The sequence below is a fragment of the Pantoea sp. X-Soil-OKNW-713 genome (assembly GCF_059730685.1).
On sequence record NZ_AP035995.1, the window covers coordinates 1,686,340 to 1,700,967 of the forward strand.

12 protein-coding genes are annotated in these 14,628 nt (G+C 55.9%); 5 read left to right on the top strand and 7 right to left on the bottom strand.

From position 1 onward, the window contains the following. Window positions 1-33 precede the first annotated feature (33 nt). A complete protein-coding gene (gene mfd, locus AC6I8R_RS07775) occupies window positions 34-3,477 on the bottom strand; it encodes a transcription-repair coupling factor (protein WP_497832083.1) in 3,444 nt (1,147 codons plus the stop codon). Window positions 3,478-3,571: 94 nt separating this feature from the next. Then, complete coding sequence (locus AC6I8R_RS07780; RefSeq protein ID WP_021185626.1) at window positions 3,572-3,781, bottom strand: hypothetical protein; 210 nt, start codon at window positions 3,779-3,781, stop codon at window positions 3,572-3,574. A 230-nt stretch (window positions 3,782-4,011) separates the two neighbouring features. Between AC6I8R_RS07780 and lolC the strand changes: the two genes are divergently transcribed. From lolC to cobB, 4 genes are read left to right on the top strand one after another with little or no spacing between them, the layout of a single operon-like run. After that, window positions 4,012-5,211, top strand: a complete 1,200-nt coding sequence (gene lolC, locus AC6I8R_RS07785; RefSeq protein WP_021185627.1) for a lipoprotein-releasing ABC transporter permease subunit LolC — start codon at window positions 4,012-4,014, stop codon at window positions 5,209-5,211. Continuing rightward, window positions 5,204-5,905, top strand: coding sequence for a lipoprotein-releasing ABC transporter ATP-binding protein LolD (lolD, locus tag AC6I8R_RS07790; RefSeq protein WP_497832084.1), 702 nt, complete (start codon window positions 5,204-5,206; stop codon window positions 5,903-5,905). Before lolC ends, lolD begins: the two co-directional genes overlap by 8 nt. Then, the gene (gene lolE, locus AC6I8R_RS07795; RefSeq protein ID WP_415175146.1) at window positions 5,905-7,149 is read left to right on the top strand and encodes a lipoprotein-releasing ABC transporter permease subunit LolE; all 1,245 of its coding nucleotides are present in this window, start codon (window positions 5,905-5,907) and stop codon (window positions 7,147-7,149) included. The genes lolD and lolE overlap by 1 nt, the downstream gene beginning before the upstream one ends. A gap of 52 nt (window positions 7,150-7,201) precedes the next feature. Beyond that, the gene (gene cobB, locus AC6I8R_RS07800) at window positions 7,202-8,035 is read left to right on the top strand and encodes a Sir2 family NAD+-dependent deacetylase (protein WP_021185630.1); all 834 of its coding nucleotides are present in this window, start codon (window positions 7,202-7,204) and stop codon (window positions 8,033-8,035) included. Between the two features lie 77 nt (window positions 8,036-8,112). Here the strand turns inward: cobB and potD are convergent, their stop codons facing one another. From potD to potA, 4 genes are read right to left on the bottom strand one after another with little or no spacing between them, the layout of a single operon-like run. Beyond that, window positions 8,113-9,156, bottom strand: coding sequence for a spermidine/putrescine ABC transporter substrate-binding protein PotD (gene potD / locus AC6I8R_RS07805; RefSeq protein ID WP_497832085.1), 1,044 nt, complete (start codon window positions 9,154-9,156; stop codon window positions 8,113-8,115). A gap of 10 nt (window positions 9,157-9,166) precedes the next feature. Beyond that, window positions 9,167-9,940, bottom strand: a complete 774-nt coding sequence (potC, locus tag AC6I8R_RS07810) for a spermidine/putrescine ABC transporter permease PotC (protein WP_497832743.1) — start codon at window positions 9,938-9,940, stop codon at window positions 9,167-9,169. Continuing rightward, on the bottom strand, window positions 9,937-10,788 hold the full coding sequence (gene potB, locus AC6I8R_RS07815; protein WP_497832744.1) for a spermidine/putrescine ABC transporter permease PotB: 852 nt from the start codon (window positions 10,786-10,788) through the stop codon (window positions 9,937-9,939). The genes potC and potB overlap by 4 nt, the downstream gene beginning before the upstream one ends. After that, a complete protein-coding gene (gene potA / locus AC6I8R_RS07820; protein ID WP_415175148.1) occupies window positions 10,781-11,896 on the bottom strand; it encodes a spermidine/putrescine ABC transporter ATP-binding protein PotA in 1,116 nt (371 codons plus the stop codon). The genes potB and potA overlap by 8 nt, the downstream gene beginning before the upstream one ends. Before the next feature lie 306 nt (window positions 11,897-12,202). On the opposite strand from potA, the gene pepT reads away from it, so the two are divergent. Continuing rightward, entirely contained in the window at window positions 12,203-13,429 is a 1,227-nt protein-coding gene (gene pepT / locus AC6I8R_RS07825; protein WP_021185635.1) for a peptidase T, read from the top strand. Window positions 13,430-13,480: 51 nt separating this feature from the next. On the opposite strand, the gene AC6I8R_RS07830 is transcribed toward pepT, so the two are convergent. Continuing rightward, window positions 13,481-14,602, bottom strand: coding sequence for a ribosomal protein uL16 3-hydroxylase (locus AC6I8R_RS07830; RefSeq protein ID WP_497832086.1), 1,122 nt, complete (start codon window positions 14,600-14,602; stop codon window positions 13,481-13,483). Window positions 14,603-14,628: the final 26 nt, after the last annotated feature.

Sequence of the window (14,628 nt, forward strand, 5' to 3'; positions counted from 1 at the left end):
CTGATGCGCATTGCTGCGCACCAGCAATAAGCCTTACACCCGATTTTTCATCAGGTCACTGACGAAATTCTGCACCCACGCCATGCGCGTTTTGCGCTCGGCTAAATCGCGGGTGAATTTCAGGCGTGTCGGACCATCCAGCTTCCACTGGCGCGGGTCTTTTTGCAGCAGACCAATCAACCAGCCAGGATCGACATGATTCTGCGGCGCGAACTCAAAGAAACCGCCTTTTTCACTGGCCTCGATACGGCGCACACCCAGCTGACGCGCAACTAAACGCAACGCTGCAATATCCAGCAGATTACGTGCTGCATCAGGCAGGGAGCCAAAGCGGTCAATCATCTCCACCTTCAGCTCAGCCAGTTCGCCGTCATCGCTGGCGCTGGCGATGCGTTTGTACAATGACAGACGGGTGTTCACATCAGGGATAAAATCATCCGGCAGCAGCGCTGGCATACGCAGCTCAATGTCCGTCTGGTTACTGGTGAGGTCTTCCAGCGAGGGTTCGCGTCCGGCCTTCAGCGCATCGACCGCGCTTTCAAGCAGCTCCATATACAAGGTAAACCCGATGGTTTCCATCTGGCCGCTCTGATCTTCGCCCAGCAATTCACCGGCCCCGCGAATCTCCAGATCGTGGGTCGCCAGCGCAAAACCGGCACCCAAATCCTCCAGTGAGGCGATGGCTTCCAGTCGCTTTTGTGCGTCGGTGGTCATGGCTTTCGGATGTGGGGTCAGCAACCAGGCATACGCCTGGTGGTGCGAACGGCCGACACGACCACGCAACTGATGCAGCTGCGCCAGGCCAAAATGGTCGGCACGTTCGATGATGATGGTATTGGCGCTTGGCACGTCGATACCGGTTTCGATGATGGTGGTACACACCAGCACGTTGAAGCGCTGGTGGTGGAAATCGTTCATCACCCGTTCCAGATCGCGCTCACGCATCTGGCCGTGACCAATGGCGATGCGGGCTTCCGGCACCAGTTCCGCCAGCCGTTGGGCCGCCTTTTCGATGTTTTCCACATCGTTGTACAGATAGTAAACCTGGCCGCCGCGCAGCACTTCACGCAGAATCGCTTCACGCACCACCAGGCTATCGTACTCGCGCACAAAGGTTTTCACCGCCAGACGGCGTGCCGGTGGCGTAGCGATAATCGACAGATCGCGCATGCCGCTCATCGCCATATTCAGGGTACGCGGGATCGGGGTCGCGGTCAGCGTCAGAATATCGACATCGGCGCGCATCGCCTTGATGCGCTCCTTGTGACGCACACCAAAGCGGTGTTCTTCATCGACAATTAACAGCCCGAGATCGTGCCACTTCAGGTCACTCATCAGCAGCTTGTGCGTGCCGATCAGGATATCAACTTTGCCCTCAGCCGCCTGCTCCAGTACCTGGTTTTGCTCTTTGGCACTGCGGAAGCGTGACAGCATCTCAATGCGGATAGGCCAGTTGGCAAAACGATCGCGGAAATTATCGTAGTGCTGCTGAGCCAGCAGGGTGGTGGGCACCAGCACCGCCACCTGTTTGCTGTTCTCCACCGCCAGGAAGGCGGCGCGCATCGCAACCTCGGTCTTACCGAAGCCCACGTCACCGCACACCAGACGGTCCATGGCCAGCGGCTGACACATATCGCTCAGTACGGCGTTGATCGCCTGGGCCTGATCCGGCGTGGTTTCAAACGGGAAGCCTTCACAGAACAATTGGTATTGATCGCGGTCGTGCTTAAAGGCAAAACCGGCTTTGGCGGCGCGCTGGGCATAGATATCCAGCAGTTCTGCTGCCACGTCACGGACTTTTTCTGCCGCTTTCTGACGGGCGCGGGACCAGGCATCGCTTCCCAGCTTGTGCAGCGGCGCGTTTTCGTCAGCGCCCCCGGCGTAACGGCTGATCAGATGCAACGACGAGACCGGCACATACAGTTTGGCGTCGCCAGCGTAGGAGAGCATCAGATATTCGGCTTCAATCCCCCCGGCTTCCAGTCGGGTCAGGCCAATATAACGTCCCACGCCGTGTTCCAGATGCACCACCGGCTGACCGGGATGCAACTCGGCGAGGTTGCGTATCAGCACATCCGGATTAATGGTGCGGCGGTTGTCCTGACGACGGCGGCTGACACGCTCGCCCAGCAGGTCGCTTTCGCAGATAAACGCCAGCTGGCGTGCGTTATCGATAAAACCGCGTTCGCTGGCACCAATCATCAGGCTGTGCGGTTGTGCGCTGGCGTCCGCCAGGCGGCTGATGGGCTGTGGACGCAATTTGATGCGCGTCAGCAGTTCCTGCAAGCTTTCACGCCGGCCTTCGCTCTCGACTGAGAACACCACCGGACCGTTGAACTGTTCCAGGAACTGACGCAGCAGATCGAGTGGCGCTTTGGCCTGAGCCTGCACTGTCAGTTCCGGCAGCGGTTGATAGCCGAGGTTGGTATTGGCGGCCTTGTCAGCCAGCGTTTCGCTGCTTAACTGGACGCGTGGCCAGGCTTTCAGCTCACTGAATAACGCATCCGGACGCAGCCACAATGCCACCGGCTCCAGCAGTGGGCGCATCGGGTCGATACGGCGGTTTTCAAAACGCGCATTGACGTCTTGCCAGAAGCGCTGCGCGCTGCTTTCCAGATCGCCGCTGTTAACAATCAAAGTGTTGGCAGGTAGGTAGCTGAATAACGTCGGCAGCGCCTGCTCGAAAAACAGCGGCTGCCAGTATTCAATCCCGGCGGGCAGGGTGCCTTTGCTCACCTGCTGATAAACGTGTTCCGCTTCGCGGCGCACATCAAAGGTTTCGCGCCAGCGGGTGCGAAACTGTTCAATGGCGGCTTTATCGGTCGGGAATTCATGGGCTGGCAGCAGATTGATGGCGTCGACCGCTTCCAGCGTGCGTTGGCTGTCGACATCAAACAGGCGCAGGCTATCGATTTCATCATCAAAGAAGTCAATGCGGTACGGCTGATCGCTGCCCATCGGGAACAGGTCGAGCAGCGCACCACGCGTAGCATATTCCCCGTGCTCCATCACCTGGTCAACATGGCGATAACCGGCTTGTTCCAGTTGGTCGCGCAGGGCATCGCGCGAAAGCTGTTGCCCTTTACGCATCACCAGCGCATGGCCGTGTAAAAAGCTGTGCGGGCAAACGCGCTGCATTAGCGTGTTCACCGGCATGATCAGCATGCCCTGCGTCAGGGTCGGCAATTGATACAAGGTGGACAAACGGGAGGAGATAATGTCCTGATGCGGGGAGAAGCTGTCGTAGGGCAGCGTTTCCCAGTCGGCGAGGTTACTGACCGGCAGATCGGTGAACTGGCGAATCTCTTCCTGTAGTCGCAGGGCAGATTGCATATCCGGGGTAATCATCAGCACCGGACCCTGATGATGTTCGGTGATGCTGGCACACTCAACCGCCTGGGCGGCTCCCACCAGTTGACCGAGTTGACGGTGGTCACCGGCTTTGACTGGCAGGGTATAACGACTCTGTTCGGACATGGGGTCTCGACATTCTCTCCTTTTATTCCAGGGCGTCATCATTCCACAATCCGCCCTGAGGATCACCTGTCGCGGTGCTTTTTTCCCGGTTCCGTTACTTAATTGATTGCTGCGTATAATGCATACGCGGTCGATCGACGTTGGCCCAGGAGAGTTCCTGTTCCAGATGATAACTGTGGTTACCGTCGTCCCACTTCACGTAATAACCGGTTGGCGCATCACCCTGCTCGAACACGTTAACGATCACGCCTTTAATTTCACCCGATTTGTGTTTAACGATACTGCCTTTGGGAAACTTGAGCATATGTTGTACCCCCACACTCAACATCACTACTTAGTGTAGTTTACCGCAGCGGCTGACCAATAAACGTACAATTAACGTCATTATTTTGTCGCTTTTTTGTGCATGAGGTCGCTATGCGACGCATTTTGACGCAACTTTGCCGCAGACTCAGAGGGTTAGAGGTTTCATAAAGCAGGCGGCTCCTTTATCATCCCACTACTTATTTTCAGGCTACTGCCAAGACGGATCTCATGTATCAACCAGTCGCGTTATTCATCGGCCTGCGCTACATGCGTGGCCGCGCTTCAGACCGCTTCGGTCGCTTCGTCTCCTGGCTCTCCACTATCGGCATCACGCTGGGAGTGCTGGCGCTGGTGACAGTGCTGTCGGTGATGAACGGCTTCGAGCGCGAGCTGGAGGGCAATATCCTCGGTCTGATGCCGCAGGCGCTGGTGACCAGCGATAAAGGCAGCATCAATCCGCAGCAACTCACGGCGCAAAGCCTTAATTTGCAGGGTGTCAGCCGTGTTGCGCCATTGACCACCGCCGATGTGGTGCTGCAAAGCGCCCACAACGTTTCGGTCGGAGTGATGCTTGGCATCAACCCGGACGAAAAAGACCCCTTAACCCCTTATCTGGTCAATACTCCGCAGAGCGTGCTGCAAGCCGGACAATACAACGTGATTCTCGGTGAGCAACTGGCCGGGCAGTTGGGCGTCAAACGTGGCGACCAGCTGCGTCTGATGGTGCCGTCAGTCAGCCAGTTTACGCCGGTAGGTCGCGTGCCGAGCCAGCGTATCTTTACCGTGGCGGGTACCTATGCCGCCAACAGCGAAGTGGACGGCTACCAGATCCTGGTGAATCAGCAGGATGCCTCACGCGTGATGCGCTATCCGCTCGGCAACATCACCGGCTGGCGTCTGTGGCTGGATAAACCGCTCGACGTCGATACCCTCAGCCAGCAAAAACTGGCCGATGGCCTGGTGTGGAAAGACTGGCGCGAGCGCAAAGGCGATCTGTTCCAGGCGGTACGCATGGAGAAAAATATGATGGGGCTGCTGCTCAGTCTGATCATTGCTGTCGCCGCGTTTAACATCATTACCTCGCTGGGCCTGCTGATTATGGAAAAGCAGGCCGAAGTGGCGATTCTGCAAACCCAGGGCTTAACCCGTCGGCAGATTGTGGCGGTGTTCATGGTGCAGGGCGCCAGCGCCGGTATTATCGGCGCGTTGCTCGGCACACTGCTGGGGGTGTTGCTCGCCAGCCAGCTCAACCATTTGCTGCCGGTGATTGGCCTGTTCCTCGATGGTGCCGCGTTGCCGGTGGACATCAATGTCTGGCAGGTGGTCACCATTGCGCTGGTGTCGATGGCCGTGGCGCTGCTTTCTACTTTTTATCCGTCATGGCGCGCTGCCGCCGTTCAACCCGCTGAGGCTTTACGTTATGAGTAACACCCCTTTGTTGCAGTGTCGTAACCTGTGCAAACGCTATCAGGAAGGCAGCGTGCAGACCGATGTGCTGCGCAACGTGGCTTTCAGCCTGCAACCCGGTGAACTGACGGCGATTGTCGGCAGCTCCGGTTCCGGTAAGAGTACTTTGCTGCATCTGCTGGGCGGGTTGGATGCGCCAACCTCTGGCGATGTAATCTTTGATGGTAAATCGCTGAATGCGATGTCCTCTTCGGCCAAAGCGGAGCTGCGCAACCGCGAGTTGGGCTTTATTTATCAGTTCCACCACCTGCTGCCGGATTTCACCGCGCTGGAAAACGTGGCGATGCCGCTGCTGATTGGCAAAGCTGCCAAAGGTGAAGCGGAAGCGCGCGCCCGTGAGATGCTGGCGGCCGTTGGGCTGGAGAAACGCGCTGCGCACCGTCCTTCCGAGTTATCCGGTGGTGAGCGGCAGCGTGTGGCGATTGCCCGTGCGCTGGTGAATCGCCCGCGTCTGGTGATGGCGGATGAGCCAACCGGCAACCTCGATGCCCGCAATGCTGATGCGATCTTTGAGTTGCTGGGTGAACTCAATACCCGCCAGGGCACCGCATTTCTGGTGGTGACACACGATTTACAGCTGGCGAAACGTCTCAGCCGTCAGATGGAGATGCGCGACGGTCAGTTGAGCGAACATTTAACGCTGGGAGCGCAGTAATGACGCCTTCGTTATCCCTGCTGCTGGGGCTGCGCTTCAGCCGTGGCCGTCGGCGTGGCGGCATGGTGTCGCTGATTTCGATTATCTCCACCGTCGGTATCGCGCTGGGCGTGGCGGTGTTGATCATCGGCCTGAGTGCGATGAACGGCTTCGAACGGGAACTGAACAACCGCATTCTGGCGGTGGTGCCGCACGGTGAAATCGAGCCGGTAAACCAGCCGTTTCGCAACTGGCAGCCGATGATTGCGCCGATCGAGCAGGTGCCGGGTATTGCCGCCGCCGCCCCTTACGTCAACTTTACCGGCTTGATTGAGAGCGGCGCGAAGTTACAGGCGCTCCAGGTCAAAGGGGTGGATCCGCAACAGGAGCCGCGCCTCAGTGCGCTGCCGCGTTTTGTTGCCGGTGATGCCTGGTCACAATTTGCGGCCGGAAAACAGCAAATCATTTTGGGCGGTGGTATCGCTAAGTCGCTAAACGTGAAGCAGGGTGACTGGATCACCATCATGATCCCCAACAATGATGGCGAAAATAAGCTGCTTCAGCCGAAACGCATCCGTTTGCAGGTGAGCGGTATTCTGCAACTCAGCGGCATGTTGGATCACAGCCTGGCGCTGGTGCCGCTGGCTGATGCACAAACGTATCTGGATATGGGCGACAGCGTCAGCGGTATCGCGCTGAAGATGAGCGACCCGTTCAAGGCACAGAAACTGGTGCGTGACGCCGGTGAAGTGACCCATTCGTACGTCTATATCCGTAGCTGGATTGGGACTTACGGTTATATGTACCGTGATATTCAGATGATCCGCGCCATTATGTATCTGGCGATGGTGCTGGTGATTGGCGTCGCCTGCTTCAATATCGTCTCGACGCTGGTGATGGCGGTGAAGGATAAGAGTAGCGATATCGCGGTGCTGCGCACGCTCGGGGCGAAGGATGGCCTGATTCGCGCCATCTTTATCTGGTACGGGCTGCTCGCTGGGTTGCTGGGCAGCGTCAGTGGCGTGGTGGTTGGCGTGCTGGTGGCACTGAATCTGACACCGATTATGCGCGGCCTGGAACATCTTACCGGCCATCAATTGCTGGCCGGAGATATCTACTTTATCGACTTCCTGCCGTCAGAGCTGCACTGGCTGGATGTGATTTCCGTCCTGGCCACGGCTATAATTCTGAGCCTGCTCGCCAGTTGGTATCCGGCCCGTCGCGCCAGCCGCATCGACCCGGCCCGCGTGTTGAGCGGGCAGTAACCGCAAACAGGCGCAGCGGCGGTATCGCGGCTGCGCAGATTAAGGAGCCTTTATGCGCACACCCCGTCGCCGCTTACGACTCGCCCGCTATAAAAAAACGCGTCGTAAAGTGCATCAGCGCTTTCGCCAGCGTATTTTTGAACGCGATCGTAAAGCCGAGCTGGCCGCGCATCCCTTACCGCGTGTGGTGGTGTTAACCGGGGCGGGAATATCAGCGGAATCAGGCATTCGCACCTTCCGCGCGGCGGATGGCCTGTGGGAAGAACATCAGGTAGAAGATGTTGCCACCCCGGAAGGATTTCACCGCGATCCGGCGCTGGTACAGGCGTTTTACAATGCGCGTCGGCGTCAACTGCAACAACCTGACATCCAACCCAATGCGGCGCATCTGGCCCTGGCGGAGCTGGAGCAGGTATTGGGCGATAACTTTCTGCTGGTGACGCAAAATATCGATGATTTGCACGAACGCGCCGGTAGCCAACGCGTGCTGCATATGCACGGTGAATTGCTGAAAGTGCGCTGTGTCAGCAGCGGCCAGGTGATTGACTGGACCGACGATCTCACCCCGGATGACCGCTGCACCTGCTGTCAGTTCCCTTCCGCATTGCGTCCGCATGTGGTGTGGTTTGGCGAAATGCCGCTGGGGATGGAAGAGATTTATCAGGCACTCGATAGCGCCAACCTCTTTATCGCGATTGGCACCTCTGGTCATGTCTATCCGGCGGCCGGTTTTGTCCATGAGGCGAAAATACAGGGCGCGCATACGGTGGAACTGAATCTGGAACCCAGCCATATCGGTAACGAATTTGCTGAAGGTCAGTACGGCCTGGCGAGCGTAGTGGTGCCGGAGTTTGTGCACACCTTTCTGCGTGGGTTGTATAAATAGACAAAAATCCGCGCGATAAATCGCGCCGCTACAATACATGCAGGTCTCGTAGCGGCGCGATTTATCGCGCATTTTTGTTAACGTCCCGCTTTGAGTTTCTGGAACAACGTCTCATACTGCACGCTGGCATCGCCGACATCATTCTGCCACTCGCCGTGATTAATCACGTCTGCGGAGGGATACAGCGACGGGTCTTCCGCCACCGCTTTCGGCAACAATTTCTTCGCTGCCAGATTTGGCGTCGGATAACCAATGGTTTCCGCCACTTTTGCGGCGACTTCCGGGCGTAGCAGGAAGTTTATCAACTTCAGCGCGCCGGCCTTGTTTTTGGCATTGGCCGGGATCGCCAGGTTATCCATCCAGAAAATACCGCCTTCTTTCGGCCAGATGACCTGCAACGGTGTGCCGGCCTGACGCGCAACATAGGCGGAACCATTCCAGATCATGCCGAGATTCACTTCCCCTTCCATATAAGGGTTGCCTGGGTTATCGGAGTTGAAGGCCAGCACGTTCGGCATCAGCTTTTTCAACTCTTCATAAGCCGCGTCGATCTCCTTCGGATCACGGGTGTTGCCCGAGTATCCCAACTTAAGCAGCGCCATCTGGAACACTTCGCGTGCATCATCGGTCAGTAGCAGGCTTTGTTTATATTCCGGCTTCCACAAGTCGGCCCAGCCGGTGATGCTTTTCGGATCAATGGCGTCGGTATTGATGCCAATCGCGGTTGCGCCCCAGATATAAGGGATCGAGTAATCGTTATTGGGATCGAACGGTTTGTTGAGCAGATTCGGATCGAGGTTGTGAAAGTTGCTCAACTGAGACTTATCAATTTTCTGCAACATCCCTTCATTGCGCATTTTGGCGATAAAGTAAGTGGAGGGTACCACCAGGTCATACGCGCCATCTTTCCAGGTTTTCAGCTTGGCATACATGCTCTCGTTAGACTCGTAGGTGGAGTAAATCACCTTGATGCCGGTTTCTTTGGTGAACTGCTCCAGCAGTCCCGGCGGCACATATTCGGTCCAGTTGTAGAAATAGAGCGTGTTGCTGTCGTCAGCCTGTGCGCTCTGCATGCCCAGTGCCAGCGCCCCAGCCGCCAGCCAGTGAGACCATTTGTTCATGGGTTGTCCTCTATTTAGTTTTATCGCGCAATAACAGCTGACTGGCTGCCACCAACAGCAGCGACAGTAGCAGCAAAATTGTCGCCAGCGCGTTCACCTCGGGCGAGACGCCGACTTTCACCATCGAGTAAATTTTCAACGGCAGAATTTCAAACGTTGGGCCGGTGACGAAGGAGGAAACCACCACATCGTCCATCGACAGGGTAAAGCTCAACAGCCACCCGGCAGCCACCGCGGGCAGCGCCAGCGGCAGCAAAATCTTGCGCAGGATGATGATTTCACTGGCACCGAGATCCCTGGCGGCCTCCAGCATACGCACATCAAACCCTTTCAGACGTGAATACACGGTAATGACGACAAACGGCAGGCAAAAGGTGATATGCGAAAACAACAGCGACCAGAAGCCGAGTGAGATGCCCAGCAACATAAACAGCACCAGCAGCGAAATCGCCATCACAATGTCGGGTGACATCATTACCACGAACAACATGCCGCTGACGAAAGGTTTGCCGCGAAAATGATAACGATACAGCGCGACCGCCGTCAGGGAACCGATAATCGTGGCGCAGCTGGCGGAGATCACCCCCATCAGCAGTGAATGTTGTGCCGCCTGGAGCAAACTGTCGTTGTTGATCAGCAACCCGTACCACTGGGTACTGAATCCCTGCCAGTTGATGCCAAAGCGCGACGCATTAAACGAATTGACGATCAGGATAATGATCGGAATATAAAACCAGGCGTAAATGACGGCCATAAAGCTGCCGCGTAACCAGCGTGCCATTATTGCAGCTCCACTTTGTTATTCAGCAGGCGCGCCGCGCGCCAGTAAAACAACAGCATCAGCCCCATCAGCAGCGTCATTACGATGCTGGTGGCGGCCCCAAACGGCCAGTCACGGATGTTGAGAAACTGGCTTTTAATCACGTTACCAATCAGCAGATTTCTGGCGCCACCCATCAAATCGGAGACGTAGAACAGACCCATTGCCGGGATCAACACCAGCAGGCAACCGGCAACAATCCCCGGCATGGTAAGCGGCAAAATGATGCGGATAAAGCGTTGCAGCGTATTCGCGCCGAGATCCCGCGCCGCCTCAAGACAGGATCGGTCCAGTTTTTCCAGGCTGGAGTAGAGCGGCAGCACCATAAATGGCAGCAGGATATAAATCAGCCCAAGGATCACCGCTTGCGGCGTGTACATAATGCGAAAAGGTTCATCGATCACCCCGAGCCACAACAAAAAATCATTCAGCCAGCCGCGGGTGCTGAGAAAAATTTTCAGGCCGTAGATGCGGATCAACGAGTTGGTCCAGAACGGCACGATCAGCAGAAACAACATCAGCGGCCGCAGGCGGGGCGACAGCCTGGTCAGGCACCAGGCGAAGGGATAACCCAGCAGCAGGCAGCAGAGGGTGGCAATTACCGCCATATTCAGCGAATGCAGCAGCACCTCGGCATATAACGGGTCGAGCAGACGGCTGTAGTTACTGAGGGTAAACACCATGCTGACGAAATGCGCATCGTCACGCGTCAGAAAGCTGGTGATAAAGATCATCAGGTTTGGTAGCAATACGAACAGCGCCAGCCAGCCGACAATCATTGCCACAATAAAATTTTGCAGGCGATTACGCATCAGTTTCATACGGCAGCACCACCTCCCAGCTTTGCACCCAGCTCACCGCCATTTTTTGGTTTAGCGAGTGGTCAAAATCGGGATCGTCCTCATTAAAGAACTCACTCACCGTCAGCAACTTACCGTTTTCCAGTTCGACGGTAGATTCCAGCGTCATGCCTTTGTAGTTGCGTTCGCGAACATAGCCGATCAGCTGGTCGCTGGGGCTGTCGTCGGCTATCTCTTCCACACGCAAATCTTCCGGGCGCAGCAGAACATGCAATTTATCACCCGCGACGACCGGGAAAGGGCAGTGGATCTCACATTCCCGACCTTCCACGCGCGCGCGAACACAGGGTGCGTTATCGCTGTTCAACACCTCGGCATCAAACACGTTGATTTCACCGATAAATCGGGCGACAAACAGATTGGCGGGTTCTTCATAAATCTCGCGGGGCGTGCCATCCTGCTCAATCCGTCCATCACGCATCACCACGATGCGATCCGACATGGTCAGGGCTTCTTCCTGATCATGGGTGACAAAGACAAAAGTGATACCCAGCTTACGCTGCAACGCTTTCAGTTCGTTTTGCATCTGCTTACGCAGTTTGTAATCCAGTGCTGACAACGACTCGTCAAGCAGCAGGACTTTTGGCCGATTCACCACCGCACGGGCGATTGCCACGCGCTGCTGTTGGCCGCCAGAGAGCTGCTGAGGGCGACGCTGCGCAAAACTTTCCAGCTGCACCATCGCCAGCGCCTCGTTGACGCGCCGGGTTATCTCATCCGTCGGGGTTTTCTGCATCCGCAGGCCAAAAGCCACGTTCTCAAATACCGACATATGCGGAAACAGCGCATAGCTCTGAAACACGGTGTTGATATGGCGGTGCTCGGCGGGCGTGTCGGTGATATCGTTGCCATCAAGGATGATGCGACCGTTATCGGCCTCTTCCAGCCCGGCAATCAGACGCAGGATCGTAGTTTTGCCACAGCCGGAGGGACCCAGCAGGGTGATAAATTCGCCGTGGCGGATAGTCAGCTGAAAGTCGGAGATGATGGATTTACCATCGAAAGCTTTACTGATGCCAGAAAGCGTAACCAGCGCTTGTTGCGCGCGTGTTTGCGTCATTTTAGTCACTCAGTCTGAAAATGATCTGATTACAGCATAGTCGTTGGTAACGGCCTGCCGTGATGAAGGGCGGGATAATACCTGAAAAAAGCACCAATGCCATGTTTCAGCGAGGAATTACCTTGAAAAGTCTGAAAAAAATCGGAGTATGCTGTACGGACACACGCTGGCAGGGAAGTCATCTTTCTTTATTTGATGATTAAGCAAATCATCAGGACAGGACTAACCTGATGGATAATGATTTGACGCAACATCGCGTCACCAGCGACCTATGATAATAATGCAGGTTCTTTAGAGGGATGACCGATGGATCAATTACTTGAGCGCTTTCTCAGTTATGTGGCGGTAGAAACCCAATCAAAACCGCAGGCACGACAGGTGCCAAGCAGCGAAGGGCAGTGGACGCTGGCACGTCAGTTACAGGAAGAACTGCTGGCTCTGGGTTTTGTTGATGTGACTTTAAGCGACCATTGCTGCGTGATGGGCACCTTACCGGCGAATGTTGACTGGCCGACCCCGGTGATTGGCTTTATCTCGCATATGGACACCTCGCCGGATTTCACCGCGAAGAATGTCAATCCGCAGATTATTGAGAACTACCGTGGCGGGGATATTGCCCTCGGCAATGGGGACGAAATTCTTTCGCCGGTGATGTTCCCGATATTGCATAAATTGATTGGTCATACGCTGGTTACCACCGACGGTAAAACCCTGCTGGGTGCCGATGACAAGGCCGGGGTGGCGGAAATTATGACGGCGATGGCGCGCCTTGCCAAAGGGGATATCCCGCACGGTGCGATTCGTGTCGCCTTTACGCCGGATGAAGAGATTGGTCGTGGTACGTCGTACTTCGACATCGAGAATTTTGCCGCCGACTGGGCTTATACCGTTGATGGTAGCGACCTCGGCGAATTCGAATTCGAGAACTTTAATGCCGCGTCAGCCGTGGTGAAAATCGTCGGTAACAATGTGCATCCCGGCACCGCGAAAGGCGTGATGGTGAATGCGCTGGAGCTGGCGATGCGTTTCCATGCTGAGGTTCCGGCGCAGGAGAAACCCCAGTTTACCGAAGGTTATGAAGGTTTCTATCATCTGCACAACATCAAAGGCACGGTAGAACATGCCGAGATGCAATACATCATCCGTGACTTTGACGCCGACAACTACGCGAAACGTAAACAGCTGCTGGAAGAGATTGGCCGTCGGGTCAGCAAGGGATTACACGGCGAGTGTTCAGTAAAAGTCGAGATCAGCGACAGCTATCGCAATATGCGGGAGAAGGTCGAGCCACACCCGCATATTATCGAGCTGGCGTTGCAGGCGATGCGTGATTGCGGCATCGAGCCAAACGTGAAACCGATTCGTGGCGGTACTGACGGTTCAGCGTTGTCGTGGAAAGGTTTACCGTGCCCGAATCTGTTTACCGGTGGCTACAACTATCACGGCAAACATGAGTTTGCTTCACTCAACGTGATGGCCCAGGCGGTGGATGTGATTGTGCGCCTTGCAGCGCTGGTGGCAGAGAAGAAATAACGTCCGTCACGGCGCGTTTATCGCGCCGTGACGGTTCAGTGCATACTGTTGTTAGTCCGCGAAGAACCAGTAGCCACTGTTGACCAGTGCAGCGAGCTGCGCCAGCAGCGACGGGTCATCCAACGCCGTACCAAAATCTTCCAGCGTCAGCACCTGACGATTGGCCAGCGCCGCCAGCACTTCCGGGTGGCTACAAGCCACGCTTTCACCATTAACGAACACCACATCACCCAGCGTCAACACACGCAGACCGCCAAGACGGGTCAGGGCGTCCCCCTGTTGCAGGGCATCGTAGATCTCATCTGGCTGATATGGTGGCTCAGGTGGCGCGATATCCAGTTCGTGACGTGACTGGGAAATAAATTCGCCAAACCACTGGTTAAATTGTTCCGGCTGATTGATCACATCCAACATCGCCGCACGGATGCCTTCCACTTCTGACGGCAGGATTTGCGATGGACAATCACGCGTTGGGACATCGGGATCGCTATAACGATAGCTGCCCAGCTCATGCGCCAGCACATAGTCGGCAAAACCGCTGATCAGTTCACGGCCACTGGGGGCACGGAAGCCTACCGAGTAGTTCAGCGCGTTTTCCAGCGAGTAACCTTCGTGCGGGAATCCCGGCGGAATATAGAGAATATCGCCCGGTTCCATCTCTTCATCGATGATGGCATCAAAAGGTTCCACCTGGAGCAGGTCCGGGTGCGGGCAATGCTGTTTCATCGGCACTTTCTCGCCAACGCGCCAGCGACGACGTCCGCTGCCCTGAATAATAAACACATCATACTGGTCGAAATGGGGACCTACGCCGCCGCCCGGCACGGCAAAGGAGATCATCAGATCGTCAATGCGCCAGTCGGGCAAGAAGCGGAACGGACGCATCAGCGCCGCAGAAGGCTCATGCCAGTGGTTCACCGCCTGCACCAGCAGCGACCAGTTGTTTTCGCCGAGATGATCGTAACTTTCAAACGGACCGTGGCTTACCTGCCATTTGCCGTTGTTGTGGCTCACCAGGCGGCTATCCACCTCGTTTTCCATTGCCAGACCGGCCAGCTCATCAGGAGAAATAGGGTCAATAAAGTTTTTAAAACCACGTTTAAGCACCACCGGGCGTTTTTGCCAGTAGCGCTGAATAAAATCGGGCCAGTTAAGATCGAGCTGATAATCCATAGAAGGGTTCCGGTTAGGGCCATGAA